At 43.5% G+C, this 26,524-nt stretch carries 24 protein-coding genes; 18 read left to right on the top strand and 6 right to left on the bottom strand.

The window, feature by feature from the left end; all coding sequences use genetic code 11:
• The 3 genes from Q1J64_RS12075 to Q1J64_RS12065 form a co-directional block, all read left to right on the top strand.
• Positions 1–1,187 (top strand): aconitase family protein (locus tag Q1J64_RS12075; protein ID WP_301109327.1); only part of this gene is annotated, 1,187 nt, incomplete at its 5' end.
• A gap of 119 nt (positions 1,188–1,306) precedes the next feature.
• Entirely contained in the window at positions 1,307–1,732 is a 426-nt protein-coding gene (locus Q1J64_RS12070; protein ID WP_301109326.1) for an acyl-CoA thioesterase, read from the top strand.
• Entirely contained in the window at positions 1,732–2,046 is a 315-nt protein-coding gene (locus Q1J64_RS12065; RefSeq protein ID WP_301109325.1) for a hypothetical protein, read from the top strand. Before Q1J64_RS12070 ends, Q1J64_RS12065 begins: the two co-directional genes overlap by 1 nt.
• Positions 2,047–2,076: 30 nt before the next feature.
• On the opposite strand, the gene Q1J64_RS12060 is transcribed toward Q1J64_RS12065, so the two are convergent.
• Entirely contained in the window at positions 2,077–2,373 is a 297-nt protein-coding gene (locus Q1J64_RS12060; RefSeq protein ID WP_301109323.1) for a HesB/YadR/YfhF family protein, read from the bottom strand.
• A 30-nt stretch (positions 2,374–2,403) separates the two neighbouring features.
• Entirely contained in the window at positions 2,404–3,006 is a 603-nt protein-coding gene (plsY, locus tag Q1J64_RS12055; RefSeq protein WP_301109322.1) for a glycerol-3-phosphate 1-O-acyltransferase PlsY, read from the bottom strand.
• A gap of 226 nt (positions 3,007–3,232) precedes the next feature.
• Between plsY and parE the strand changes: the two genes are divergently transcribed.
• From parE to Q1J64_RS11980, 15 genes are all read left to right on the top strand, one after another.
• Entirely contained in the window at positions 3,233–5,248 is a 2,016-nt protein-coding gene (parE, locus tag Q1J64_RS12050; RefSeq protein ID WP_301109321.1) for a DNA topoisomerase IV subunit B, read from the top strand.
• Positions 5,245–7,671 carry a DNA topoisomerase IV subunit A gene (gene parC, locus Q1J64_RS12045; protein ID WP_301109320.1) on the top strand — a complete coding sequence of 809 codons (2,427 nt, stop codon included), beginning with the start codon at positions 5,245–5,247 and terminating at the stop codon, positions 7,669–7,671. Before parE ends, parC begins: the two co-directional genes overlap by 4 nt.
• Before the next feature lie 438 nt (positions 7,672–8,109).
• Positions 8,110–8,313 carry an ATP-dependent Lon protease gene (locus Q1J64_RS12040; RefSeq protein WP_301109319.1) on the top strand — a complete coding sequence of 68 codons (204 nt, stop codon included), beginning with the start codon at positions 8,110–8,112 and terminating at the stop codon, positions 8,311–8,313.
• Positions 8,314–8,569: 256 nt separating this feature from the next.
• Positions 8,570–10,297 (top strand): M3 family metallopeptidase, encoded by a 1,728-nt coding sequence (locus Q1J64_RS12035; RefSeq protein ID WP_301109318.1) that lies wholly within the window; start codon positions 8,570–8,572, stop codon positions 10,295–10,297.
• Between the two features lie 66 nt (positions 10,298–10,363).
• On the top strand, positions 10,364–11,110 hold the full coding sequence (locus Q1J64_RS12030; RefSeq protein WP_301109317.1) for a nucleotidyltransferase domain-containing protein: 747 nt from the start codon (positions 10,364–10,366) through the stop codon (positions 11,108–11,110).
• Complete coding sequence (locus tag Q1J64_RS12025) at positions 11,103–11,765, top strand: DNA-3-methyladenine glycosylase family protein (RefSeq protein ID WP_301109316.1); 663 nt, start codon at positions 11,103–11,105, stop codon at positions 11,763–11,765. The genes Q1J64_RS12030 and Q1J64_RS12025 overlap by 8 nt, the downstream gene beginning before the upstream one ends.
• Positions 11,766–12,340: 575 nt before the next feature.
• Positions 12,341–14,485, top strand: coding sequence for an acetate--CoA ligase family protein (locus tag Q1J64_RS12020; protein ID WP_301109315.1), 2,145 nt, complete (start codon positions 12,341–12,343; stop codon positions 14,483–14,485).
• Between the two features lie 15 nt (positions 14,486–14,500).
• The gene (locus tag Q1J64_RS12015; RefSeq protein ID WP_301109313.1) at positions 14,501–14,944 is read left to right on the top strand and encodes an FAS1-like dehydratase domain-containing protein; all 444 of its coding nucleotides are present in this window, start codon (positions 14,501–14,503) and stop codon (positions 14,942–14,944) included.
• A 15-nt stretch (positions 14,945–14,959) separates the two neighbouring features.
• Positions 14,960–15,397 carry a MaoC/PaaZ C-terminal domain-containing protein gene (locus tag Q1J64_RS12010; protein ID WP_301109312.1) on the top strand — a complete coding sequence of 146 codons (438 nt, stop codon included), beginning with the start codon at positions 14,960–14,962 and terminating at the stop codon, positions 15,395–15,397.
• Between the two features lie 13 nt (positions 15,398–15,410).
• Positions 15,411–16,571, top strand: coding sequence for a thiolase C-terminal domain-containing protein (locus Q1J64_RS12005; protein ID WP_301109311.1), 1,161 nt, complete (start codon positions 15,411–15,413; stop codon positions 16,569–16,571).
• Between the two features lie 10 nt (positions 16,572–16,581).
• Positions 16,582–17,004 carry a Zn-ribbon domain-containing OB-fold protein gene (locus tag Q1J64_RS12000; protein ID WP_301109310.1) on the top strand — a complete coding sequence of 141 codons (423 nt, stop codon included), beginning with the start codon at positions 16,582–16,584 and terminating at the stop codon, positions 17,002–17,004.
• 31 nt (positions 17,005–17,035) lie between these two features.
• Positions 17,036–18,232, top strand: a complete 1,197-nt coding sequence (locus Q1J64_RS11995) for an acyl-CoA dehydrogenase family protein (RefSeq protein ID WP_301109308.1) — start codon at positions 17,036–17,038, stop codon at positions 18,230–18,232.
• 18 nt (positions 18,233–18,250) lie between these two features.
• Positions 18,251–19,381, top strand: a complete 1,131-nt coding sequence (locus Q1J64_RS11990; protein ID WP_301109306.1) for an acyl-CoA dehydrogenase family protein — start codon at positions 18,251–18,253, stop codon at positions 19,379–19,381.
• Between the two features lie 18 nt (positions 19,382–19,399).
• Positions 19,400–20,887 carry an aldehyde dehydrogenase family protein gene (locus Q1J64_RS11985; RefSeq protein ID WP_301109305.1) on the top strand — a complete coding sequence of 496 codons (1,488 nt, stop codon included), beginning with the start codon at positions 19,400–19,402 and terminating at the stop codon, positions 20,885–20,887.
• Positions 20,888–21,298: 411 nt separating this feature from the next.
• Positions 21,299–23,299, top strand: coding sequence for a helix-turn-helix domain-containing protein (locus Q1J64_RS11980; protein ID WP_301109304.1), 2,001 nt, complete (start codon positions 21,299–21,301; stop codon positions 23,297–23,299).
• Between the two features lie 221 nt (positions 23,300–23,520).
• Here the strand turns inward: Q1J64_RS11980 and Q1J64_RS11975 are convergent, their stop codons facing one another.
• The 4 genes from Q1J64_RS11975 to modB form a co-directional block, all read right to left on the bottom strand.
• Positions 23,521–23,892 carry an rRNA methyltransferase gene (locus Q1J64_RS11975; RefSeq protein WP_301109302.1) on the bottom strand — a complete coding sequence of 124 codons (372 nt, stop codon included), beginning with the start codon at positions 23,890–23,892 and terminating at the stop codon, positions 23,521–23,523.
• Positions 23,893–23,935: 43 nt separating this feature from the next.
• Positions 23,936–24,967 carry a type 2 isopentenyl-diphosphate Delta-isomerase gene (gene fni, locus Q1J64_RS11970; RefSeq protein ID WP_301109300.1) on the bottom strand — a complete coding sequence of 344 codons (1,032 nt, stop codon included), beginning with the start codon at positions 24,965–24,967 and terminating at the stop codon, positions 23,936–23,938.
• Positions 24,968–25,143: 176 nt separating this feature from the next.
• Positions 25,144–25,866, bottom strand: a complete 723-nt coding sequence (locus tag Q1J64_RS11965) for an ATP-binding cassette domain-containing protein (RefSeq protein WP_367183392.1) — start codon at positions 25,864–25,866, stop codon at positions 25,144–25,146.
• Positions 25,827–26,501 carry a molybdate ABC transporter permease subunit gene (gene modB / locus Q1J64_RS11960; RefSeq protein ID WP_483315947.1) on the bottom strand — a complete coding sequence of 225 codons (675 nt, stop codon included), beginning with the start codon at positions 26,499–26,501 and terminating at the stop codon, positions 25,827–25,829. Before modB ends, Q1J64_RS11965 begins: the two co-directional genes overlap by 40 nt.
• Positions 26,502–26,524 lie beyond the last annotated feature (23 nt).

Raw genomic sequence — 26,524 nt, 5'->3', positions numbered from 1 at the left:
GTTGTACGACATGTATCGGTAACTCGGGTCCATTACTTCCGGAAATCGAAAAGACAATCGGCGACGAAGATCTTCTAGTTACATCTGTACTTTCAGGTAACCGTAACTTCGAAGGACGCGTACACCCATTCGTTAAAGCGAACTACTTGGCTTCACCTCCACTCGTTGTTGCTTATGCACTAGCTGGAACAGTGAATATCGACTTCGCTAAAGATGCAATCGGACAAGACAAAGATGGTAACGACGTATTCTTCAAAGATATCTGGCCTTCTACTCAAGAAGTTAACGATGTATTGAACGCTACAGTTACTCCTGAATTGTTCCGTAAAGAATATGCCCGCGTATTCACAGAAAACGAAGCGTGGAATGCAATTGAAACAACTGATGATTCTTTATATGATTTCGACGAGTCATCTACTTATATACAAAATCCACCGTTCTTCGAAAATCTTTCGAAAGAACCAACGGATATCGAGCAGCTTCAAGGCTTGCGTGTAATCGGTAAGTTCGGCGATTCTATCACGACTGACCATATCTCACCTGCTGGAGCGATTGGTTTGAACACACCTGCTGGAATCTATTTGCGTGAAAATGGCGTTGAGCCACGTAACTTTAACTCTTACGGATCACGCCGTGGTAACCACGAAGTCATGATGCGCGGAACGTTTGCGAATATCCGTATCCGTAACCAAATCGCAGCTGGTACTGAAGGTGGGTTCACTACGTACTGGCCGACTAAAGAAGTTATGCCGATCTATGATGCTGCTATGAAATATCAGCAGGACGGAACTGGCCTGGCTATCCTTGGCGGTAAAGACTACGGAATGGGATCTTCACGTGACTGGGCAGCAAAGGGTACAAACTTGCTTGGAATCAAAACAGTTATCGTAGAAAGCTTTGAACGTATCCACCGTTCGAACCTAGTGATGATGGGTGTACTTCCACTACAATTCATCAATGGCGAAAACGTTGAGTCTCTAGGCTTAACTGGTGAGGAAGAAATCTGTGTTAATATCGCTGAAGGCGTAAAACCACGTTCAATCCTTAAAGTAATTGCGAAAGCTCCAGACGGCAAGGAAACTGAATTTGAAGTTCTAGCACGTTTCGACTCTGAAGTTGAAATCGACTACTACCGTCATGGCGGAATCCTGCAAATGGTTCTTCGTGACAAGTTGAAAACAAAATAATTATCATGTAAGAAAAAGATGTCCGACTGACTTTGTTGGGCATCTTTTTCTATGATTGACATGCTATTACAAGCAAAGTCATTTTTCGTTCGCTATACTGGATAAAGAGGTGAATAAAAATGTTTACAAGTGAAAAAGAAATTGAAGTACGTTACGCAGAAACCGATCAGATGGGTGTTGTCTACCACGCAAACTATTTAGTTTGGATGGAGATTGGACGGACATCGCTTATTCAGGATCTGGGTTTTCATTACGCACAACTAGAGAAGGACGGCTATTTATCGCCGGTTACCGAGCTGTCTGTGAAGTATAAGACATCAATTACATATGGAGAGACCGTCACTGTGCGGACATGGGTAGAATCGCACGGCAAGCTGCGTACAGTATATGGCTATGAGATTCTCCATGCCGATGGTTCTATCGCAGCGACGGCTGTATCCGAACACGTTCTAGTGAAAAAAGAGAGTTTTCGACCTGTTTCATTGAGCAAAATCGATCCTCAATGGGATGCGAAGTATGCTGAAATCCAGCGGAGCGAAACCTGATGGCATTCGGTATTAAGCGACAGGAGTTGCAGGCCTGGAAAGAGGCAGTCAGTCAGGGAGAGATCGCGTTCTTGACGCATTATTGGCTTGATGATCGATTTCCAGGGATCAATACGGTCACAAAAGCAGGATGCAGTGACATGGAGAAGCTGACTAGTTGGGGAAAACAGTATGGGTTGCGTCCTGAATGGATTCATGCAAGAGAGCAGTATCCGCATTTTGATCTGCTGGGAGAACGGCAAGAGGAAATTTTGAAGGCAGAAAAGCGTCTGGACCAGTTGTTTCGATTTAAAAACGGCAAGAATAACCTTTGAGTTATTCTTGCCGTTTAGTGTGCTGTTCTGTTAGGATTGCTTGTTGTATTTGAATGCTAATTCTTCACTCGCGGGGTCGGTATCCACCTGCAAGTCATGGTCATCAAAAAACCAAATATCACGTTCTTCAATATAAAAGTGGATGCCGTTAATAACAGTTTCCACGGCTATTTCATCAGGTGTTTCCTTCGTGATGCCTAATGAAAAACCTTCATGAAGCGGACTTGGACCGCCATAACGTGCAAAAAACTTTACATAATCACCTGATAAAGCTTCCATTTCATCTTTAAACCAGTGTTCTGCGTTTTCGGATACGCTGATGTTCATGAAGTAAAACGCCCTTTCTCCTAAAACAGCCTACAGCCATTTTATTTTTGGTTCTGTTCCATCTTTTATACGGGTAATATTGGCTCTGTGCCGATAAAAAATGAAAAAGCCCATTAGTGAAACAACTAGGAATAAGTACAAATCACCTGTTAGTAAATAATAGATCAGGCAGTAAATAGGCCCGAGCACCGAAACGATGATAGAAGTTAAAGATACCATCTTTGTCAGCTTTAATGCGATTAAAAAGGTAATGACGACCAAAAGGAAGACTGGCCAATTATATCCGAGTAAAACACCGCCGGAAGTAGCCACTGCCTTCCCGCCTCTAAGGTTTGCGAAAAGAGGGAAGATATGGCCGAGAACTGCTGCAATCCCGAGTAACAGTGGATGTATCATGTTGTCTTGAAAATAAGGAAGAAACGGCAGCAGAACAGCTGCTGTACCTTTAAGAATATCGAGCAGCGTGACGACGATTCCTGCTTTTTTCCCTAGCACACGAAACGTATTGGTCGCGCCCATATTTCCGCTACCGTGCTCTCTGACGTCTGTATGATAAAAGAGTTTCCCGATCCATAACGCAGAGGGAATCGAACCAAGTAGGTAGGCCGCCAGAATGATTAAATAAGTTTCCATAATGAACCCCTTTTGCATGATTACTTGTTTGCATTAAGTTTAGCAGAAGAGTAAGTTTGGAACAATAACAGTTTTACACAAGCCGTAGCTAAGACAGTTAATCGAAATGTCGGAAGTTGTCGTTCATTAGGTTGTCATCTTTTCTGCATTGCAATCCTGAGATTTCTTCTATACAATAAGTTGACTGCAAGAAAACGTTGATTTGACAGCATTTATCAGAAGAGGTATGATTAAATTAAGAGAACATTTGTTTGACGGGGGTTTCATTTTGGCGAAAGAGAAAATTCAAAATACGTATGATGATAGTTCCATTCAAATTTTAGAAGGCTTAGAAGCCGTACGCAAAAGACCGGGTATGTATATAGGTTCGACGGATAGCCGCGGGCTGCATCACTTGGTTTATGAAATAGTCGACAACTCTGTGGATGAGGCATTAGCAGGCTTCGGATCAGAGATCGATGTGACGATTCATTCCGACGGCAGTGTCAGTGTCCGCGATTACGGACGGGGTATGCCGACAGGAAAGCACCAGTCAGGAAAGCCGACTGCAGAAGTCATTTTGACTGTATTACACGCAGGTGGAAAGTTTGGACAGGGCGGTTATAAAACATCCGGCGGTCTGCACGGTGTAGGTGCATCTGTTGTTAACGCTTTATCAGAATGGCTAGAAGTAACAATTTTTCGTGACGGCAAGAAATTCCGTCAGCGTTTTGAGAACGGCGGACATCCTGCTACGACGCTTGAACAGATTGGCACAACGAAAGAAACGGGCACAATCATTCATTTCAAACCGGATCGCACAATCTTTTCAACGATTAAATATCAATACGACACACTAGCTGAAAGATTACGTGAGTCTGCGTTTCTTTTGAAAGGCTTAAAAATTGTTCTGCAAGAAGAGGGTACCGATAAAAAAGATGTTTTCCATTACGAATCAGGTATTGAAGCGTTTATCGAGTATTTGAACGAAGAGAAGGACGTCCTGCATGAAGTAGCGTATCTAGAAGGCGAAATAGATGGTATTGAAGTCGAATTTGCTTTCCAATTCAGTGACGGCTATGCGGAAACGATTCTTTCATTCGTCAATAATGTCCGGACGAAAGATGGAGGAACGCATGAAACCGGTGCGAAAGCTGCGATGACGCGCGTTGTGAATGAATATGCACGTAAAGCAGGCTTGTTGAAGGAAAAAGATAAGAACTTGGACGGAGCGGATATCCGGGAAGGAATCGCTGCGATCGTTTCTGTGCGTATACCAGAGGGAATTCTGCAGTTTGAAGGACAGACGAAAGGCAAGCTTGGTACCAGTGAAGCACGTACGATCACAGATGCAGTTGTCTCTCAAAAATTGCTGTATTTCCTAGAAGAAAATGCGGAACTAAGCGCGAATCTTGTACGTAAAGCAATTCGTGCCCATCAAGCACGCGAAGCAGCCCGAAAAGCAAGAGAAGATGCGCGTTCCGGTAAAAAGCGACGCAAATCGGATACATTGCTGTCTGGGAAATTGACACCGGCACAATCACGAAATGCCGCGAAAAACGAATTATATCTGGTCGAAGGTGACTCGGCGGGCGGATCTGCAAAGCAAGGGCGCGACCGGACATTCCAAGCGATCCTGCCGTTGCGAGGTAAGGTCATTAATACGGAAAAAGCCAAACTCGAAGACATCATGAAAAATGAAGAGATCAATACGATCATTCATGCGATCGGTGCGGGTGTTGGTGCAGATTTCCAAATAGAAAATGCTGCATATGACAAGATCATCATCATGACAGATGCCGATACAGACGGTGCACATATTCAAGTATTACTGTTGACATTCTTTTACCGCTATATGAAACCTTTGATTGAGGCAGGTAAAGTATATATTGCACTTCCGCCGCTGTTCAAAGTGTTTAAAGGTTCCGGAAAAAGCGAAAAGCTCGCATATGCCTGGACAGAAAATGATCTGGATGAAGCGATGCAGAAAATCGGTAAAGGCTATATGCTCCAGCGCTATAAAGGACTTGGAGAAATGAATGCCGATCAATTATGGGAAACGACGATGAATCCTGAAACACGTACCCTAATTCGTGTAACGATTGAAGACGGTGCTAAATCAGAGCGCCGTGTGACGACATTGATGGGGGATAAAGTCGAACCGCGCCGGAGATGGATTGAAGAAAATGTCGATTTTGGCTTAATTGAAGAACATAATATTTTAGATAATGCATTTATACAGGTTGAGGGGGATATGAAATGACCCATTCAGAAACTTTTCAAGATCTTCCCTTAGAAGAAGTGATCGGCGACCGTTTTGGGCGGTACAGTAAGTACATTATTCAAGACCGTGCAATTCCGGATGCTCGTGACGGTTTAAAGCCGGTTCAGCGCCGGATTTTGTATGCGATGTTCCATGAAGGAAATACACATGAGAAAGCGTTCCGTAAATCTGCTAAAACAGTCGGTAACGTTATCGGTAACTATCACCCGCACGGTGATACATCTGTTTATGATGCAATGGTGCGGATGAGCCAATCTTGGAAACTGCGCCATGAAATGATTGACATGCACGGAAACAATGGATCGGTCGATGGAGACTCCGCGGCTGCTATGCGTTACACGGAAGCTCGTTTATCTGCAATCGCTAGCGAGATGCTGCGTGATATCCGTAAAGAAACGGTGGATTTTGCACCGAACTTTGATGATACAGAACTCGAGCCGGCGGTATTGCCTGGACGCTTCCCGAACCTGTTAGTCAATGGATCAACGGGTATTTCAGCAGGATATGCAACGGACATCCCGCCTCACGCACTGCATGAGGTGATTGATGCCGTTTTAATGCGCCTGAAAAACCCGGATGTTAGCGTGGAAGAATTGATGACGGTCATTCCGGGGCCGGATTTTCCGACTGGAGCCATTATTCAAGGAACCGATGGTATTAAAACCGCTTATGAAACAGGCAAGGGACGTTTTGTAATTCGTGCAAAGTGGGAAACAGAGCAGCTAAAAGCCGGTAAAACCCAAATCGTTATTACGGAGATTCCATATGATGTGAATAAAGCCAACTTAGTCAAAAAAATGGATGAGCTGCGTCATGATCGTAAATTGGATGCGATTGCTGAAATTCGGGATGAATCGGACCGTACGGGTATGCGGATTGTCGTAGAGTTGAAGAAAGATATGGACAGCCATGCCATCATGCAATATTTATTAAAGAACACCGATCTTCAGATTACGTATAACTTCAACATGATTGCTATTGCAGGCAGACGGCCGATGCTTATGTCACTCCCGATGCTGCTTGATGCGTATATCGATCATCAGAAAGATGTCATTACCAGACGTTCTAATTTCGATATCCGCAAGGCTAAAGACCGCCTGCATATCGTTGACGGCTTAATGAAAGCTTTGTCTATTCTCGATGAAGTGATCAAGACTATCCGAGCATCAAAAGACAAAAAAGATGCGAAGCAAAATTTGATCTCGGCGTATGAATTTACGGAAGTTCAGGCAGAAGCCATTGTTTCCTTGCAGTTATATAGACTAACAAACACGGATATTACAGAATTGAAACAAGAAGAAGAAGAGCTGCGTAAGTTGATAGCTGAACTGGAAGAAATCCTGGCAAGCGAGTCGAAATTAATTGCTGTGCTCGTGAAGGAGATTAAGGCAATCCGTAAACAGTTTGCGGAGCCGCGCCGTTCCGTAATCGTTGAAAAGATTGAAGAGCTGAAAGTGGACCTGGATATTTTAATTCCTAGTGAGGAAGTTATGGTATCCGTTACAAAAGGCGGCTATATTAAACGTACAAGCATGCGCTCTTATTCGGCGTCTAACGGTGTTGGCCAGGAAATGAAAGAATCCGATTATTATTTATTGGAATCTGCGATGAATACGCAGCATCATCTCCTGCTGTTCACATCGTTCGGAAATTATATCTATCAGCCTGTCCACGAGCTTCCTGACATCCGCTGGCGTGATTTAGGTCAGCATGTATCGAGTATTGTGGGCCTTGAGCCAAACGAAGAACTGGTGGACGTCATCGGTATCGAGACATTTGACGAAAACCTGAGTGTATTAACAGCAGCGTCAAATGGTAATGTGAAGTTATCCAAACTGACTGATTTCCAAGTACAACGCTATAACCGCTCATATAAAGCAATGAATGTTAAAAAAGGTGAAACATTGATAGGTGCACAAGTCGTTACTGGTGAAGAAGATGTGTTATTAGTCAGCAAACAGGCATATTCACTGCGTTTCGGCTTATCTGAACTGGCGATTACCGGCATACGCACCGGCGGCGTCAGAGGCATTCATTTGAAGCCTGAAGATGAACTGGCAGCGTTTGAAGTCATTACGGAGCAGACAAGAAATGTCTTCCTCGCGACACAGCGAGGATCTGTCAAGCGAATGAATATTTCAGAGTTTGAAACCGCATCACGAGCGAACAGAGGCGTGACGGTTATTAAAGAACTAAAGTCAAATCCACATCGAATTGTGGCAATGAAAGCTGTAAAAGATGACGAAGAATTCGTATTGCTGACATCTAAAGATCATAAAATTGAAGTTGATCCGATGGCATTAAAAAATACGAACCGACAATCAACTGGCAGCGCTGTTGTAGATGAAGCGAAAGACGGACAGATTGTGCAGGTTGCTTCTGTTAAGAAGGAAAATAAGTAAGACAATTGTTAGGCGGATTGCAACCATTGAGGCTGCAATCCGTTTTTTTATATCATTCCTCAAGCAAACGTTATCTATAGCATGGTAGACTGTATATGAATAATTAATGGAAAGGAGGTAAAATATTGAAAAAGCGGCATATTAGATTTTTACTATACTTTGTGTTTATTTTCTCTATTAATCTAATGACTAATTTCGTTTTCAAAGATGCTATCAATGTTTTGACTGCATTTTCCATTGCGCTTGGTGTTAGTGCAGGAATTGTCTACTTAAGTCCCTACTTGATCAAGCGATAAACAACGAGCATAAACCAAACGGGGAGGAAGCTGTAGAATGTCCTCCATAAAACGTTTAATTTCAGTCTTTATCTATGCATACGAACTACTTTATCGTTGAGAAACTGCTTATTTACTATATTTAAAACCGAGGAGGGAAGTTATGAAGTTATTAGGGTGTATTTTAGTTGCCGGCCTTCTAGGTATTTTAGTTTTCATTGGACCTATTGGTTGGTATATCTTATCGGCAATTATTGTCGGAGTAATTTTTAGGTCGTTTATCTTATTGCTTGATATACATAAACAAACCGTACCAGTTGATGACGGGGTGAATGATGCATATGAAAGATATATGAAAGATATATGAAAGAGAGAGAAGAAAGAGAGCGCGCTAATAATGATTGAAGTCACTAAAGATATAGTGGCGGTAATCTGTCTGGAGATCAGTGTATTATCCGCTTGAAAAAGCCCTTACTAAAAGAACAGGCTGAACGTCTTTGTTGTTTTTATTTAATTAAAGATCAAGAAGGTTCGATTCTTGGAAGGATAAATTATTCTTGGAGTAATCAGGAATTGTCATATTAAATTGTATCTGCAAGATATTGAATGGATGTGGACACACTGTGGGGAAATTCGATGGAGCAACTCGTTGGAAGCTAGATAATCTTCAGTATGGTTTCAAGTTGGACGAGTATACTATGTATTTAAGCGAAATGAATAATAAATTGATAGATCTAGAAAGCTATTCAGAGTTAACTACCTTATTTGAAAGTGATTTAGTTTTAATTGCTCAATTTATACAACAGATTGACTCAGCAGATTCCTTTTACTACTGCTTAACTACAGAAGATGTGGAGCCAAATTATCTGAGTTCATTAAACGAAACGATCTTAACACTGAAAAATCGAGTTTATTCAATACTGTCCAATTTGCAGGAAAGTCTACATAATAGGAGTGAACAACAATATTCAGAATGGGAAAATGGCGTTAAACAGTCACATTTTCTTTCCGAACTAGTAAACTATGCAAAAGTACAACATGAAATTTCTGAACCTTCTAATGAAACAGTAAACAGTCTGGAAGCCCATTACCTGCAAGTCCGCAATAACTTAAGAATAAAAGTTGAAGAATTGGACGCACTAACTTTTGGTGAAGCAATAGATTTAGCTGAGTCGCATCCTGCTCAATCTGATAGGACTCTTATATTCCAGGAACTTAACAAAACTCTTGAGAGACAATCGAACAGCTTTGCTTCGATTTATAATCAAATGGTGGGGCTGAGACTTCATGAGGCGAAGGTGAAAGGAGTAAATTGCCTTGACGAATCATTAAAAGTAAATGGAATATCCAGACAAACACTGGATGTGGTATGGGAAACAATAGACGCGAAATTGGATGCTCTGACCAGATATTTTAAACTGAAATTACATAAAGGTGACAATGAACGACTTGATTGGCATGAATTTATGATTTCATCTCAAAATGATCCTGCGAAACTAACTTTCAATCAAGCTGTTGACACAATTACAAAGTCTCTTGAAAGTATCGACGCTAATATGAGTGAGTTTGTTAAGAACGCCGTTGCTAACGGCTGGGTGGATGCGGAGCAACGTACAACAAAGCAACCTGGGGGATTTTGTGTTCCATTCATTTCAGAAGGAGAGTCACGAATTTCTTTAAATTTTGACAATACAATCAATAGTGTCAGGATACTTGCCCACGAACTTGGTCATGCTTGGCATTTTAAACAAATGACAGCAGTGCCTTCCCTGCGTTTTTTAGATGACACGTTAGAAATGACAGTAGCGGAAACGTCCTCCATCTTCTTTGAAACGGTATGTATTGATTATCTCATTGAAAATACCAGCGATATTTCATTAAGGAAATCAATTCTTGGAGAGAAGATAGAGCGAAGTCTAACTTATTTGATGTCTATAAGAGGTGCTTTTGATTTTGAAGAAAAATTTTATGAGTGCAGAGAGACCGGGGAGGTAGATGCAGAACAGATAGAAGAACTTTCGTTACGTTGTCAGAAAGAAGCTTATGGAGGGAGTTTACGTAATTATGAGCCTTTCGTGTGGATTAAGTATGGACAGTTTTATCAAGCGAATACCCCTTTTTATAATTATCCCTATACGGTTGGGTTCTTATTAAGTATAGGACTTCTTGATCTGGCTAAAAAAGATCAACAATTTGACCACAAGTTTCAAAGCTTTCTGAGTGAAACCAGAATGGTACCCTTGGAACAACTTATGAAGAAGCATTTCAATATAGATCTGTCGCTGCAAAGCTTTTGGCAGCAATCATTACAAAAGATTGTACAGGATATAGATCTGTATCAGGAACTATGATAAAGAAATAGTTCTGTTTTGTAACGAAAGGTAATGAATGATGATGAGATTATGGGGGAATGTCAAATGGCGACGATCAATAGATTAACGGCGAAAGAGGCTGCCAAGCTCTTTATCGATAAGCATTTCCCTGACTGTCAAGGGGCTTTATTGGCTGGGAGCACTGTCAGAGGGGAAGGGACTGCCACCTCCGACCTGGATATCGTAATTTTTACTGAAGCTGTCAAATTGTCTTATAGAGAGTCTCTAATTGACTTTGGCTGGCCAATTGAAGTATTTGTACATACAACAACTTCCTACAAACATTTTTTTGAAATGGATTATCACAATGCTAAACCTTCTATGCAGCGAATGGTCGTGGAAGGAATCGTTCTAAAGGATGAAGGCATTATCGAGGCGATCAAGTTGGAAGCTAAAGAGATTTTAGATCAAGGACCTGAAACATGGACAGATGAAATCATTACGGTAAAACGTTATTTTATCACGGATGTTCTGGATGATTTTATAGGAAGTACTAATCGTGCGGAAGAGCTCTTTACAGCAAATACGTTAGCTGACTTGATCCAAGAATTTGTGTTACGCACCAATGGTCATTGGACAGGTTCATCGAAGTGGGTTATTCGATCTTTGCAGCAATACGACAAAAAATTCACCGCGGAATTTGTTGAGTCTTTTGACGAATATTATAAGAATGGCGTGAAAAGCAAAGTGATCAGTTTAACGGAGACTGTCCTTGCGCCATATGGCGGCAGGTTATTTGAAGGGTTTTCATTAGGGAAGAATGAAGCAGCTGGAGGTACTGTAATTGAATAAGCTTACTCTCAGTAGACAGGATGAAGGGGTGCAATATATTTGTGATAGAGATCCTGTAATGAAGAAGTTAATAGTAGCCGCCGGTGATATTGAAATTTCATTAAGAACAGATCATTTGGCCTCGGTTGTCCGCTCTATTGTCGGACAGCAAATTTCGGTCAGTGCAGCCAGCGCTATTTACAATAGGCTTCAAAAGTTGCTTGGCGGGCAAATCACTGTGGAAGGATTGCTGACAAATACTGATGATCATTTGAAACAGGTAGGATTAACGCAGAGAAAAGTACAGTATGTGAAGGATCTGGCAGAGAAAGTAGCAGTAAAGGAGCTGGACCTTGAGAGTATTGATCGATATAGTAATGAATCTGTTATGGAGCAGTTGATAAATGTCAAAGGTATTGGCAAGTGGACAGCAGAGATGTTTCTGCTTCTGTCACTTGGGCGGCAAGACGTTCTAGCTGTAAATGACGTAGGTATCCAGCGGGCTGCTCAGTGGCTATATGGGGTGGAGAAGTTAGAACGGCAGGGGATCTTGGTTGAGAAGTTACCACTTTGGAAACCTCACCGTTCGATTGTGTCGTTTTATTTGTGGGAGGCAATTCATTTGGGATTTGTTACGGACTATCATACGATAGATAATATTACTGTGGTAGAGTGACACTCTGGTATGAAACGAAAACGCCAGTATATCGACAACCCAACCGTTTTTTTATACAGTTTTGGCTGTAAAATACGTTCGTATGTAGTGTGGTTGATTCTTTATCTTCATCAAAGAGAAATAAAACTCAATTGCAGCAGTATGTGGAGCGATAGGAGTTAGAATAAACATTAAAATAATCGCATGATTGTCCATCGTAACGAAACGCCCGATTTCTCAACCGAAAATTGAGAAATCGGGCGTTTTCCTATGTACCTCACCGTGCACTATACCCGTTGGAACAGAAATACTCATACGCTGTTAGTTGGTAATTTTACAAATCGTGCGGCTATCCTTCTCGAATGTCGCGGTCATCCTACACGATAGTCGGGTGTATCTATACTAATCAGAAAATATCGAAAACTAAATTCGTTGCTATATCATCACTTCGTTAATCCTGACATTCACTTATCCAGTGCTAATACTATTAATTATTTAATCCACAAATAATAAAATAGGAAATAAAACCGTTTGCTATGATTCTAGTCAAGTTAGGTAAGCCAGCAAAATACAGGAAGTGGAGAGGTGAAGAGAAGATGAAATTGTTGAATGAAAAAGTTGTCTCAAATTTAGAATTAGATCCATTATTCCATCCACGTGCAATAGCGGTTCTGGGTACTTCTGAGAACACGAATAAAATAGGGTACTTGCAATTGATGGCGTTGCTCGACGGAGGATTTGAAGGGGAAATTTATCCGATCCACCGCAGCGCCAAAAAGATTGCGGACTTGACGTGCTACGCAAGTGTCAAGGACGTACCGAGCCAAGTCGATCTTGCTATCCTCTGCGTCGGCATCGAACAAGTGGAAAAATGTTTGATCGAGTGTGGTGAAAGCGGTGTCAAAACGGCGATCGTCTTCGCTTCCGGTTATTCTGAAATCGGTGAAGCGGGCATCGTCGCTCAACAACGTCTCAAAGACATATGCGACCAATATCAAATCCGCATTATCGGTCCGAACTGTGTCGGGCTGCTCAATACGACCAACGGCTTGATGGGCACATTCTCGCCGGGACTGACTCATGTGCCGCTCAACAAAAAACGTGAAGCCGGCTTCGTTACACAAAGTGGCGCATTCGGTGTCTTGACATATATTGCAGCTGCCCAGCAAGGCCTGACATTCAACTATTTCGTCAGCGTAGGAAACGAAGCGGATATTGGCTTCTCAGATGTTATCGAATACATGCTGCATGACCCGAACACTACGATCGCGAGTGGCTATCTTGAAGGCGAGAAGAACCCTGAAAAGTTACGCAAGCTTGCAAAATACGCGCTGGAAATCAATAAACCGATCGTCATCATGAAATCCGGACGAAGCACTGCAGGCAGCCGTGCTGCAGCATCGCATACCGGTTCACTGGCCGGTGCCGATCAAGTATATGACGGCTTCTTCAAACAAACCGGCATCGTACGTGCAGATGATTACACCGATATTATCTCTTTTTCCAAATTGTTCATGTCGAATAAAATGCCTAAAGGCAGAAATACCGTAATCGTTACAAGCTCAGGAGGACGAGGGATCAATGAAGCCGATCGTTGTGAATCATACGGCCTAAACATCCATCCCCTTAGCGACAATGTGAAGCAACAGATTGAAAAAACTATCCCGAGTTTTGCGAGCGCTTCCAACCCAATCGATTTGACGGCGGCCGCGGCAATCACGCATCCACAGTTGTTTCTCGAGCCCCTAAAAGCACTCGTCCATGATCCAGAGACTGATATTATCATTTTCTCGGAATTCCCTATGAGTTGGGATGAGAACACGCCTGAACTGCAAGAGTTTGTAGAGCTGTGCAAGAACTCCGATAAGTTCATTCTCGTTACGACGTTCCCACTTGAAGGCATGTCTTCTCCAAAAGGAATCAGTTATCTAGAAGAACATGGTATTCCATTCGTCAAGGGGGATATGAATCCTGTTCGATCGCTCGCAAAGCTCGTCGACTATAGAGAAGCGTATGACAAAGCAAAGAAGGAGCAAGCGAAGCCGAAGGAAATCTATAAATCGAACATCCGTCACCTGTTACTTGAAAACCAGACGCTGAGTGAATCACAGTCAATGGAGATCTTGAATGCATATGGAATCCGTACCGTAAGACGCAAAATTGCCCGTTCGGCAGAAGAGGCAGTAGCGATTGCGGAAAGCATCGGCTACCCGGTCGTGCTGAAAATTGACTCGCCCGATATTCCACACAAGACAGAAGTAAACGGAATCCGATTGAATGTACAAAACGCGCAACAAGTGACGCTAGCTTTTGATGAAATCTCCAAAAACGCTACGACCCATTGTCCTACAGCCGATATCCACGGAGTATCCGTGCAGGAAATGTTAGCGGAAGGCGTGGAAGTCATTATAGGTGTCACAAATGATGAGACATTTGGACCGGTGATCATGTTCGGCCTAGGCGGCGTCTTCGTTGAAGTATTCAAAGATGTGTCTTTCCGCGTAGCACCGATCACAAGGCAAGACGCCATCGATAAGATGGAGAGTTTGGCAGGCTATCAACTTTTGCAAGGTGTGCGAAATAAAAAACCGGTCGATCAAGAAGCAATTATCGACGTGTTACTGAAAGTTTCCGAGTTAATTCAGGATTATTCGGATGCAATCAAAGAAATCGATATTAACCCGCTCATCGTCTATGAAAACGGTATTGTAGCGGCGGACGCATTGATCATTACGAAGTAACGAGGAGGATGAGAAATGAACTTGGATAAAAGTGTCATCGGGCTGATGAGCAATGAATACGTATTTGAGATAGAAGGACGGCATGTGGGCCAATTCGCTGCTGCAGTCGGGGATGACAACCCGCTCTATAGCGACGAGCAATACGCTGCTCAGTCGGCTTATGCAGGATTGATTGTACCTCCAACATTCCCTATAGCGATGAACGATGGCAAAGTCGAACTGCCGATTCAGCTCGACCAGCGGAGAATGTTACACGGCGAGCAGGAATTCCTCTACTATCAACCGATCCGCATAGGCGATCGACTACATTGCCGGATCAAAGTAAGTGATCTGTACGATAAGGAAGGTAAAAGCGGAAATATGCAGTTTTTGAAGCTTGATACCGAAATGAAAGATGAAACAGGCGAACTCGTCTGTATCAGCCGGATGAATATTGTCTATCGCGCAGCGAATAACTAGCAGGAGGGTCTTGAGATGATAAAAGATTGGGTATTGGAAGAACTGACCGTAGACCAGAAACTCGAACCGATGGTCAAGCCGCCGATTACGAAAGTACAGATTGCCCAGTATGCAGGTGCTTCTAGTGATTTTAACCCGTTGCACCTTGACGATGACTTCGCAAAAAAAATAGGCCTCGACGGTGTCATTGTACATGGCATGCTGGTGATGGCATTTCTCGGTGAATATGTAATGAAAATTGCGGGTAATGAAGCGTGGCTTGCAAATTTTAAGATGCGTTTCGGAAAGATGACTGTACCGGGCGATGAAATTCGCTGCTCGGGTGCGGTGGCACGGACATATGAAGAACAGGGTAAGCGCTGTATCGCACTGGAGCTGACGGCCGAGAAAGTATCAGGAGAAATCGTCGGGGCAGGAAGCGCGATTTTACACTTACATGCAATCGTGAAATAGGAGGAATAGATTTATGGGAATTATTAAGGACCGCTATGCCATTGTCGGTGTAGGAGAGAGCGAACGCTCAAGAAAGTCGGGAACAACGCCTCTTCATTTGGCACTAGATGCTGCCCGCGCAGCAATTGAAGACGCAGGTTTGAAAGCTACGGACATTGACGGCTTTATGAACTACAACGAAGGTGATTCTTGTACATCCCACCAACTAGCCACCTATCTCGGCGTACGGCCGAAGTACGTTAAGGATATCCAAGGTGGCGGAGCAAGTACGGAGATGTTGATCGCGGATGCGGTGGCGCTCATTGAAGCGGGACAATTAAACACCGTATTGATCTACCGTTCACTAAACGGCAGCTCAGGAACCCGCGTAGGGCGTGGCTATGATCCGGATATGCTGCAAGGTGCACTAGCGGGCGGAAGCTTCGTTATTCCGTATGGATCGGCAAGCCCGTCCCAGTGGTTCGGTATGTACGCGACACGCCATATGCACGAAACCGGTATTACGAAAGAACATCTCGGGCATGTGTGCTTAAGTTTCTATGAACACGCACAAAGAAATCCGAAAGCATTCTTAAACGGAAAGCCGTTGACGATGGAACACTATCTTGCAACACCGGACATCAGTTCACCTTTCAACATCCATGATTCCTGTCTCGAGTTGGATGAAGGCAATGCGATCATTGTGACGTCTGTCGAAAAAGCGAAAGACTGTACTTCGAAGCCGGTCTATATTATGGGCATGTCAGCAAGACAATGCCATCCACACGCACACTACTGGAATGATATCGACCAAGTCGCTTCCGATTACGTGGCGAAAGAACTATATGAAAATGCAGGCGTGACTCCGGAAGATATCGACGTGGCGGCAATCTATGACTGTTTCAGTTGGGTTGTATTGCGACAGCTAGAAGCATACGGCTTTGCGAAACGCGGGGAGGTAGGAGAGTTCGTCGCGCAGGGTAATTTGAAGATCGGCGGCAAACTTCCAACGAATACAGCTGGCGGCATGTTGTCTGAAGGGTACACGCACGGAATGAACAATGCCATTGAAATCGTCAGACAGCTACGTCATGACTATGCAGGAACCGATCGCCAAGTGGAAGATTGCCAAATCGGAATTTGTACCGGCTGGGCGGGACCGGATATTGCCGGTGCAATGATTTTACGAAACTAGGAGGAATAGTATGACGTACCCAAAACCAATTCCATTGAAAGACCAAATTAATCAAGCGTACTGGGACGCAGCGGATCAGCATACGCTTGTGCTGCAAAAATGCAATGACTGCCAAGCATACGCACAACCGCCAGGCCCAACTTGCGCAACATGTGGCAGTGTGAATGTAGGATGGGAAGAGATGGGCAACGACGTAAAAGCGAGCGTCTACTCTTATGTCATCTCCTATCGTCCCTTTCTGCCGGGCTTCCAGGACGATTTGCCAACCGTGATCGTTCTGGCACAACTTGACGATGTACCGGAAGTGAAAATCATGGGCAATATATTAAATTGCGATGAAAAAGCTGTACAGATCGGCATGCCGATTCAAATGACGTGGATTGATATAACGGAAGACCGTGCGTTGCCGCAGTGGGTGCCCGTCATGAACTGATTGATAAAAGCGGAAGAAAGGATGATGGATGATGGATTTCACGTTCAGCAAAAAGGAAGAAAAATTCAGAACAGAGCTGCGGACATGGCTAGAAGAGAATTTGCCGGAAGGATGGCTAGAAGGCAAACGTGAGTTGCCGGAAGATGTTGAAGAATATTCCCGTGTGTTACGGCAGTGGCAAAACACGTTATACGAAGGCGGATGGGCAGCGATCGCGTGGCCGAAAGAATACGGCGGACGGGATGCTAGTTTGATGGAAGAGATTATCTATCATCAGGAAATGGTCAAAGTCAAAGCACCGCCACTGATTAATTACATAGGCATCCATATGGTGGGGCCTACGCTAATCGATGTAGGCACAGATGAACAAAAAGAGAAATATTTGAAGAAAATACTGACTGGTGAAGAAATCTGGTGTCAAGGATATTCGGAGCCTAACGCCGGATCCGACTTAACCGCTATCAAGACAAGTGCCGTAAAGGACGGAGACCGCTGGCTGATCAATGGTCAGAAAGTGTGGACGAGCTACGGTCATGTGGCGGATAAGTGTTTCCTGCTTGCACGGACGAGCACGCATCCCGAGAAGAAACACCGCGGTATCACCGTATTCTTAATGAATATGGATCAGCCTGGAGTAGAAACAGTGCCGATTGTACAAATGGACGGTCATAAGGATTTTAACGAAGTCTATATGACGGATGCGGTAGCGACCGATGCGGATATCGTCGGTCAACTGGATTCCGGTTGGCATGTACTCATCGCACTCATGCTGCATGAACGTTCAGGAATTGGTGCCGAACTGTTTACGCTCGAGCAACAGTTCAACGATACGGTCAAGATGGCCCAGCAATACAAGGTCAACGGACAGTCGTTATTAATGGATCCACAGATCAGACAGAAGATGGCGAGCTTCTATGCACGTGTTCGCGGGTCTTTATTGAATTATTACCGCAACTTGACCACGACGTTGAAGAATGGTCAACCAGGACCGGAAAGTTCGATCGATAAACTCGTCGTCAGTGAATTGACCAAAGAATTGTCATCATTTGCAGTAGAGATTCAAGGACATCAAGGCATGCTGTGGCAAGAAGATGCACCAGTAGACGCCAAATGGCAAAGCTTGTTCTTATCGTCATTCGGTCATACGATCGGCGGCGGTACGAGCGAAGTGCAACGTAATACGATTGGCGAAAGAGTACTCGGACTACCGAAAGACATGGGACGTTAATAGACGGAGGGATGAAATATGGACTTTTCATTAACAGAAGATCAAGAAACGTTTCGCGGACATATTCGAAAAATGCTGGATAAATTCGGCGGTACGCAAGTAGCACGTGAAATGATCGTCAATAAAACCGAAAATTTACAGAAACTTTATAGCATGCTAGCTGAACTTGGTTGTACGGCTATCAATATACCAGAAGTCTACGATGGCCTCGATCTTGATTCGCTCGACCTCGTTCCGACATATGAAGAACTCGGACGTTCACTCGTTCCGGGATTGTTCATGGAAACGAACGCGCTCGCCGTACCGATTCTGAAGAAGTACGGAACAACGCAACAGCAACAAACGTATTTGTCGGCAATTGTTACCGGACAGAAACAGATCTCTTTTGCGGCGCTTGAGCCATTCAACGACTTCTCGCCATCCGGCATAGAATGTTCACTGGAGAGCAGAGATGGACAGTACGTGCTAAACGGTACGAAAACTTTAGTGCCAGAAGCGGGATTTGCGGATGCTTTTTTAGTAGTGGCGCGAACAAATGACGATCAACAAGATGGCTTGACGCTTCTGTTGATCGACAAGACCGATGAACTGACAATCACGCCCCAAACCTCTTTTGACGAAGCGAAGCATGTAGCGAAACTCGACTTCTACGATTTTAAGATTACACAGCAGCAAATTATTGGTGAAGTGGATAAGGGCTGGGACAACTTGCAAGAAGGTTTGCTGTATTTCAACGCGGCGCTTAGTTCGTACTTAGTCGGTGCAATGGAGAGCGTAGTCCATATGGCGACAGAGTATGCGAATATGCGTGAACAGTTCGGACAAAAGATTGGACGTTTCCAAGCGATTAAACACAGTATCGTTGATATGAAAGTGAATTTGGAAATTGCTCGTTCACTCAGCCATTATGCCAACTGGGTAGTAGACACAGACGAAGTAGATCGTGAAGCGGCCGTCTACAGCGCGCGTTCATATGCGACGGAAAAGTTCATTGAAGTGGCATCCCATAATATTCAAATTCACGGTGGGATCGGTTTTACGGAAGAAATTGATTGCCATTTATTCGTCAAGCGCGCTCGTTATTATGATCAATATTTAGGCTCCACTTCGTTCTATCAAGAAAAAGTAGTTGCTTCATTAGGCTGGTAATTTGAAGGAGGAAAATATATGGCGAACGTATCCGAGCAATCCAAATTGAAAACATACGGCAATATTATTAACGGCAAGACCGTACAGGCGCAAGACGGAGCCGTGACGGACAGTATCGATCCTTCAACTGGCGAAGTATGGGCAAAAGTTCCGTCAAGCAAGAAAGAAGATGCCGAGCTTGTGATCCAGGCGGCTCGCGGAGCATTTGAAAACTGGGCGGATCTGCCGGCACGTACACGCGGTGATTATATGCGTAAAATTGGGGACATCATACCCAAATACGCTGAAGAGTTACTAAAACTGGAGACGCGGAACAATGGCTGGGTACTTGATGAATACGGCTATCTGGCGGAAGTGTTGAAACAAGTTTGGTACGACGCAGCGGGTGCTGCAGCATTAGTAGGTGGGCAAGGTCGAACGGTACAAATGGGTACAGGGGATTTTGGATTCACTGTACGCAAACCAATCGGTGTAGTCGTCGGTATTTTACCGTGGAATGCACCGCTGTTTACGTTTACGATCAAGGCGGCTTATGCGCTGGCAGCTGGAAACACAGTAGTGATCAAGCCGGCTGAGAGTGGAGCGGTTGGATCTTTGCGCTACGGAGAACTGATATCAGAAATCCTTCCTCCCGGTGTACTCAATGTCATCTCTGGGGCGGGCCGTGAAATCGGCGATTATCTCGTTGGTCATAAAGAAGTCAATAAAGTTAGTATGACGGGATCGAAAGCAACGGCGGAGCGCATTACGAAAGCGACTGCCCATTCTCCGAAGTCACTAATTTTTGAACTAGGTGGCAAGTCGCCGAATATCGTCTTTGAAGATGCGGATATTGATCAAGCGGTCTACGGATTGATTAACGGTATCTTTACTCCAAACTCCGGCCAGATTTGTGTCGGTGGTTCACGCATGTTGATCCAGCGCACTATTTACGAAGAAGTGATCGGTCGATTGAAAGAGTTGATGACTGACAATGAATTCGTCAAGCACGGCAATACGCTCGATACGGCGAATACGATGGGCCCAATCGCCAATGAAGCGCAATTCAAGTCAGTTTGTGGCTATATAGATGAAGCGGCAAAAGACGGCTATGAAGTAGTGTTCGGCGGGAAATACGGCGGTCAACACGTTCTGCCCGGTCAACCGGAATTTGCGAAAGGTTACTGGGTACAGCCGACACTCGTCAAAGTGGCGGACAATAGTACGAAATTAGCCCGTGAAGAAATTTTTGGCCCGGTGGCAGTCGCTATTCCTTTCGATACGGAAGAAGAAGCCATTCAAATCGCCAATGACACGAACTTCGGACTAGCAGCGGGTGTTTGGACACAAAACCTCGGACTTGCTCACCGCATGATTGACAAGTTGCAGGCGGGCAATGTATGGGTCAATACGTACGCTAGAGTAGGAGCCGACCTGCCGTTTAGCGGGGTAAAGGAAAGTGGCTATGGTACGGATTCGATTTTTGATTACACGCAAGAAAAAGCCTGCATCATCAATATCCGCTAACTAGCCAAACATGTGTGGTCCGTGGCGGGAGGGTTTCAGTTTTGCTTGAGGCATGCTGAAAACTCCTGCCACGGATTTTTTAAGTTACTGCTATATTTGACATAATAAATAATTTGGAAATTAACTGTTGTTTATTGATAGGGGAGGCCACAAAATGAGTGAAGTGGCATTCAAAAAATCGATTATTTTAGGTTTCTTGTTCATCGGTATTGGCGGATTGAGAGGGTTCCATCGAGGCTAGTAATCATCACAGCATTGGTCATCAGGATTTTTAGTTTCAACGACGAGTTAGGTCTTCCTTGGGACTTCGGACGTCGTCGATAACCGGTCGTTTTGACTGGGAAGACGATGGATAATTCTGTGAATTCATGTTATACTACTTGAAGATTACGGTTATCGGGGGGACTACTTTTGATCAATAACGATTTACTGTTGAATGATACGAACGGCGAACTCATCCACCACCAAACGATTGCAAATAAAATCGACCACTTCCAAGTCATCATCATCCATGATCATCAGCCCAATTTCTTTGACTATAATTACTTAATCAACTTTCCATCTGAAAATGTACGGAAGAAAGTGAATGCCAACCGGATTTTTCCCAGAGTCAAAAACGAGACATTCATCGTCCGTCAGCAAATCTACGAAGATAATATTGATTTATTTTTCAAATTGCGTGTAAACGCGAGACGTGAAGTGCTCAAGAAAGCTACAGAGTTCATGATTGCTAAATTCTATAGTGCATATGAAGGGCATCTTGCACCGTTGCTCGAAAACAAACCGACACTCAAATGGGAAATCATCAATAAACTATATGATAAATACCATAAAATGTTGAATGCACACGTCGGACTGAATGACGAAAAGTCCTGGACAGTATTCAGTACATGGTACAGGACGTATGTGATGAACCATAGCGTCAATGAAATGATCACAAAGCATGGCTACGATACATTGAACGCTCTTGACAGAGAGCAATTGAACATACTATTCCTCAAGAAATTGAAACATAGTTTCACTTCTAACGACAGCTTCCTCAATTCATTCACCGCCGCCGTCAATATCTATCTTGATAAAATGATTTCGGAAATACTCATAGCGTTCGAGTCGGAAAAAAACTCAATGGAGCAAATCAATGAATTGCTCAGTGTTCAAAAGCGGATTTCCGGTCATCAACTAGTCGAATCACCAGTAAAAAAGAATAATCTTCGCGTCATGAGCAATGTTGTCTATCAATTCATTACGGAAGCGATTTCCAATCAACAATTCGTTTGTGAGCCAGATCAATGGCCGCTTGCGACGATACAAAGCCCAACACTGTCGGGGCGTTTGCTGCTGTTGCCGGATGAAGCGGATAGAACAGTAAGCCAGATGCATCAACTGCATGAAGCTGCACATAATTTATCTGAAGTAGAAGTGGATGTACTAGATTCGTTGTGTCATATGTATTTAGCGCAGTCTCCGCAGGCGAACAAACGTGTAGAAATACAAATAGATGATTTATTGGCGATTCGTGGATTGAAAACGAAACTCGGTGGAACTGGTCGGCGGGGAGGCTATGAAAAAGAGCAACGCAGACTAGTATTGAAAGCGCTTTCTATATTGCGGTCGCTATGGATACAGTTGGATTCCGTCTTACTATACGACCAAGGAAAGCCGATTACTAAGAAAATGGAAGGTCGCGCATTCACTTTTTGTACTGAAGACGGAAGTCCGTGTGAGTTGACTGTCGGAAAGTCGCCTGAGCGTATCTATGTAGCAATCGGCAACGTATTCGACCATCTCTTGAAGGGTTCCGTGAGACAGGTGAAATTATTGCCAAAGCAAGCAATCGAATTCAATCCATATCAGCGTAAATGGGAGAAGAAATTAATCCGTTATATTAGCTGGAGGTGGCGTACACAAGCTCGGAAAGCCAGTTATTTGCAGCCGCATAAAATCAGTACATTACTCGAAAAAATAGGTGTACAAGCAGAATCTCAGGCTCCGTCACGCATTCGCGATCGACTGGAGAAAGCTTTAGATATATTGGAAGAAGAAGGTGTCATCTCATTTTGGCAGTATAATCAGTGGGATGAAGACAGTATGTCGAAAAAAGGTTGGCTGCGCGTTTGGCTAGAAACAACGATCATCATAGCACCACCGGATGAAATTATTAGTTATTATCAACCCATTGAAAGAAAAAATGCTGTGAATACCCCCAAAAACCTATCGTTAACTAAGGGGGAGGAACATACTGGTAAAGAGATCGGTCAAGAGTTTAAAGCGAAGCGGAAAAAGATTGGTTATACCTTGCAGCAAGTATCCGATGAATTGAAAATATCGACATCGTATTTAAGCAATATCGAGAGAGGTTCATCAAAACCGTCCCAACGTATATATAATCGCATGCAGGAGTGGATGGATTGAAGGAACCGAAATGTATAGTAAACAGAGCGATTGGTCGAAATAAGATCAATCGCTTAACTAAAGATTCGTCTTGGATTAGTTAATAAACTCAAATAAATCTCTTATATCTCAATATCACAAGTATACTTATCAGTGATACGCAACTTCCTATAATTTATATTATGTTCGGGGCGTTCTATGATTGAACTATTTTATTCACTCTTCTTTGGCCTCTCACACCGTTATTCAATACGATTCTTATAATCCTTCGTTTTTAAATCATCAAAGTCTATATGTTCTACACTGTACTCGATCACATCATTAATAAACAGCTTCTGTTCTTTAGCCAGCTGTTTGATTGATTCGAGCAATTCCTGATCATATGTTGTTTTATATTGCACACGGTCTTTGGGACGCAGATTTTTGTCATACTCAACAAATCCTTGTTCTAAAACATTCCGTAATCCATTCTCCAATAAATAATTACTGTATGTATGATGTTCTTCAGACAATTCCTCTAATTGCTGTAAAATCTCCTGACTGATATTGGTACGGAATTTTATTCGCGTTTCGTCTGTTGTCTGGACCATTTTACCGTTTACTAATTTCCACATGACGATTCCTCCTTAACTAGAAAATAAATCCGTGAACAACCACTCACGGATTTATTTTCTGCAGTCGATCTGTTTGTTGTAATTCTGAGAGATTCTTCGCACCAACCGCAAACATTGCCATTCGAAGCTCTAATTCTCTAACTTCCATAGTTTGTAATACGCTATCAGCAGAAATCGTAGCTTGCTCTAAGATGGCTCTGCCGAAGCCTGCAAAATCTGCACCCAGTGCGATACATTTTGCAGCATCTACACCTGAATGCAATCCACCGCTTGCAATAAGCATTCTTTCATTCATAACCGGTTTTACTGATGCTAAAGAAGCTGCGGTAGGTATTCCCCACTCACTGAATGCCCCTGCGGCCTGCTGTTTAATGGGATCCGTTCGGTGTTTTTCTACTTGGCTCCAAGAAGTGCCTCCAGCTCCTGCAGTATCAATGAATGAAATACCGACGTTCACAAGTTTTTCAGCAGTCGAACGATCAATTCCCCAGCCAACTTCTTTCACACCGACTGGAATCGATAAATCAGTGCAAAGTTTCCCAATCTTTGATAACAAATTACTGAAATCTGTATTTCCTTCCGGCTGAATTACTTCCTGCAGGACATTCACGTGCAAAACCAGAGCATCAGCATCTGTATATTCAATAATCTTTCTGCACTCTTTCTCTGTAAATCCATAGTTAAGCTGCACAGCACCCAGATTTGCAATAATTGGTATCGTAGGAGCGTACTGTCTGAGATCAAACGATTGGCGATAAGCCTTGCTTTCAATCAAAGCACGTGTCGACCCGAGGGCCAGCGCCCAACCTTTTTCTTCTGCTGCAAGCGCTAAATTCCGATTGATTGTTTCAGCAAAGTTGGCTCCTCCGGTCATTGAGCTGATCAGGAATGGAGTTTTACAAGCTTTAGAGAAGAAGTTTTGCTCTGTATTTATGTCGTCGAACGACAATTCGGGTAAAGCATTATGTATAAAATGAAAGTTCTCTAATCCCGTCGTGATCCTGTGGCCTGTGACGTGCTCGTCCAGCACAATCCGGATATGTTCTGCTTTGCGGTCATTCAGCTGTTTGCCCACGTTTTTAACTCCTCTTTGGTTGATAAACATTAATCTCTAAATTACTTAAAGATCTTATTCATTTTCATAATGAAACTGTAAACTGTTTGTTTTCTTTCCTACAGTATACCCGTTTCCCTGTTGATTCACAAAAACAAAAAGCTCTGTTCCACTGAACCAGAGCTGGGTTTTGCTATTCAATGATAAGTTAATTGTTTCTTCCATTTCTCATCAGCAATTGTACCCTGATCCAAATAAATAATTCGATCACCGAGACGTTCTGCTTCATCAAGATCATGCGTGACGATAATAAACGGGATCTTCCATATATCATGGAGCCTGAGCAGTTCATTCTGGCACTGCTGTCTCGTTTCCTTATCAAGTGCTGACAATGGTTCATCAAGCAATAAAACGGACGGTCGCGCAGCAAGAGCTCTCGCTAAACCAACACGCTGCTTTTCTCCTCCAGATACTTGATGCGGATATTTCTGCAACAAATGTTCAATACCGAGAACCTGCAGCAGTTGCGTGATCATCTCTCTGCTTTCATTCCTTTGAGCCTTTTTAACACCGTACCAGATATTTTTCTCAACCGTCATATGCGGAAATAAGGCGTAGTCCTGGAATAAGTAACCGATTTGACGTTCTCTGGCCGGCATAGGTTTTTCATTGGTTTCAAAAAATATGCGTTTCTTGGACGTAATCATGCCGCAGTCGGGATGTATCAGACCAGCAACCATGTGTAAAATCGTGGTCTTCCCTGAGCCCGACGGCCCGACCAGTACAAGTATTTCATGAGCCATCTCAAAACTAATTTTCATCTCATAATGCGCCAGCTGTTTATGTATTTGTACATTCAGCATATTGATTCCTACTACGGTTAAGATCGCGTGAATCGGCGGATATTGCGTTTGCTCCACCAGTTGACCCATAAAATCAAACTAAATCCGAAGACGATGATGATGACAACCCAAAATGTCGCCTTTTCCATCTGACCAGATTCCACTGCGAAATAAATCGCCATCGGAATGGTATCTGTCTTGCCCGGTATGTAGCCTGCAAGCATCAAGGTCGCACCAAATTCCCCAAGCCCCCTGGCGAATGAAAGCACAAGACCCGCAAGAAGTCCAGGCCACGCCAGCGGAAAAACGACTGACCAAAATACTCTCCATTCTGAAGCACCCATTGTACGTGCAGCATTGGACAAGCGTTCATCAAGACTCTCAAATGCTGCAGCCGCACTCTGATACATCAGCGGAAATGACACGACGATCGAAGCAATAACGGCACCGATCCATGTAAAGACAATCTGAAAATCGAACCATTCTACTAACCAGCTGCCGATCCAGCCTTTCTTGCCGAATAAAATGAGCAGTCCAAAACCCACAACAGTCGGTGGCAGTACAAGCGGCAGTAAAAACAGTGCTTCCAATATACTTTTGCCGAAGAAATCACGTTTAGCCAACAGATATGCGATGAAAACGCCTGCCAGAAATACGAAGAAAGTGGAGATGGCTGCCACTTTCAGCGATAACAACAAAGGTGAATAATCCATCTCAAGCAAGCCTTCTCCCCCTT

The organism is Sporosarcina sp. (assembly GCF_029257255.1).
Taxonomy (GTDB): domain Bacteria; phylum Bacillota; class Bacilli; order Bacillales_A; family Planococcaceae; genus Sporosarcina.
Note: the sequence above shows the minus strand (reverse complement) of the source record. Positions and strands in the feature narration are given on the sequence as shown.

What these genes read in the sequence shown, in the direction of transcription:
- Q1J64_RS12070 (WP_301109326.1), top strand. Translation starts at nt 1,307, where the DNA reads ATGTTTACAAGTGAAAAAGAAATTGAAGTACGTTACGCAGAAACCGAT.
- Q1J64_RS12065 (WP_301109325.1), top strand. Translation starts at nt 1,732, where the DNA reads ATGGCATTCGGTATTAAGCGACAGGAGTTGCAGGCCTGGAAAGAGGCA.
- Q1J64_RS12060 (WP_301109323.1), bottom strand. Translation starts at nt 2,373, where the DNA reads ATGAACATCAGCGTATCCGAAAACGCAGAACACTGGTTTAAAGATGAA.
- plsY (WP_301109322.1), bottom strand. Translation starts at nt 3,006, where the DNA reads ATGGAAACTTATTTAATCATTCTGGCGGCCTACCTACTTGGTTCGATT.
- parE (WP_301109321.1), top strand. Translation starts at nt 3,233, where the DNA reads ATGATTAAATTAAGAGAACATTTGTTTGACGGGGGTTTCATTTTGGCG.
- parC (WP_301109320.1), top strand. Translation starts at nt 5,245, where the DNA reads ATGACCCATTCAGAAACTTTTCAAGATCTTCCCTTAGAAGAAGTGATC.
- Q1J64_RS12040 (WP_301109319.1), top strand. Translation starts at nt 8,110, where the DNA reads ATGAAGTTATTAGGGTGTATTTTAGTTGCCGGCCTTCTAGGTATTTTA.
- Q1J64_RS12030 (WP_301109317.1), top strand. Translation starts at nt 10,364, where the DNA reads ATGGCGACGATCAATAGATTAACGGCGAAAGAGGCTGCCAAGCTCTTT.
- Q1J64_RS12020 (WP_301109315.1), top strand. Translation starts at nt 12,341, where the DNA reads ATGAAATTGTTGAATGAAAAAGTTGTCTCAAATTTAGAATTAGATCCA.
- Q1J64_RS12015 (WP_301109313.1), top strand. Translation starts at nt 14,501, where the DNA reads ATGAACTTGGATAAAAGTGTCATCGGGCTGATGAGCAATGAATACGTA.
- Q1J64_RS12010 (WP_301109312.1), top strand. Translation starts at nt 14,960, where the DNA reads ATGATAAAAGATTGGGTATTGGAAGAACTGACCGTAGACCAGAAACTC.
- Q1J64_RS12005 (WP_301109311.1), top strand. Translation starts at nt 15,411, where the DNA reads ATGGGAATTATTAAGGACCGCTATGCCATTGTCGGTGTAGGAGAGAGC.
- Q1J64_RS12000 (WP_301109310.1), top strand. Translation starts at nt 16,582, where the DNA reads ATGACGTACCCAAAACCAATTCCATTGAAAGACCAAATTAATCAAGCG.
- Q1J64_RS11995 (WP_301109308.1), top strand. Translation starts at nt 17,036, where the DNA reads ATGGATTTCACGTTCAGCAAAAAGGAAGAAAAATTCAGAACAGAGCTG.
- Q1J64_RS11990 (WP_301109306.1), top strand. Translation starts at nt 18,251, where the DNA reads ATGGACTTTTCATTAACAGAAGATCAAGAAACGTTTCGCGGACATATT.
- Q1J64_RS11985 (WP_301109305.1), top strand. Translation starts at nt 19,400, where the DNA reads ATGGCGAACGTATCCGAGCAATCCAAATTGAAAACATACGGCAATATT.
- Q1J64_RS11975 (WP_301109302.1), bottom strand. Translation starts at nt 23,892, where the DNA reads ATGTGGAAATTAGTAAACGGTAAAATGGTCCAGACAACAGACGAAACG.
- modB (WP_483315947.1), bottom strand. Translation starts at nt 26,501, where the DNA reads ATGGATTATTCACCTTTGTTGTTATCGCTGAAAGTGGCAGCCATCTCC.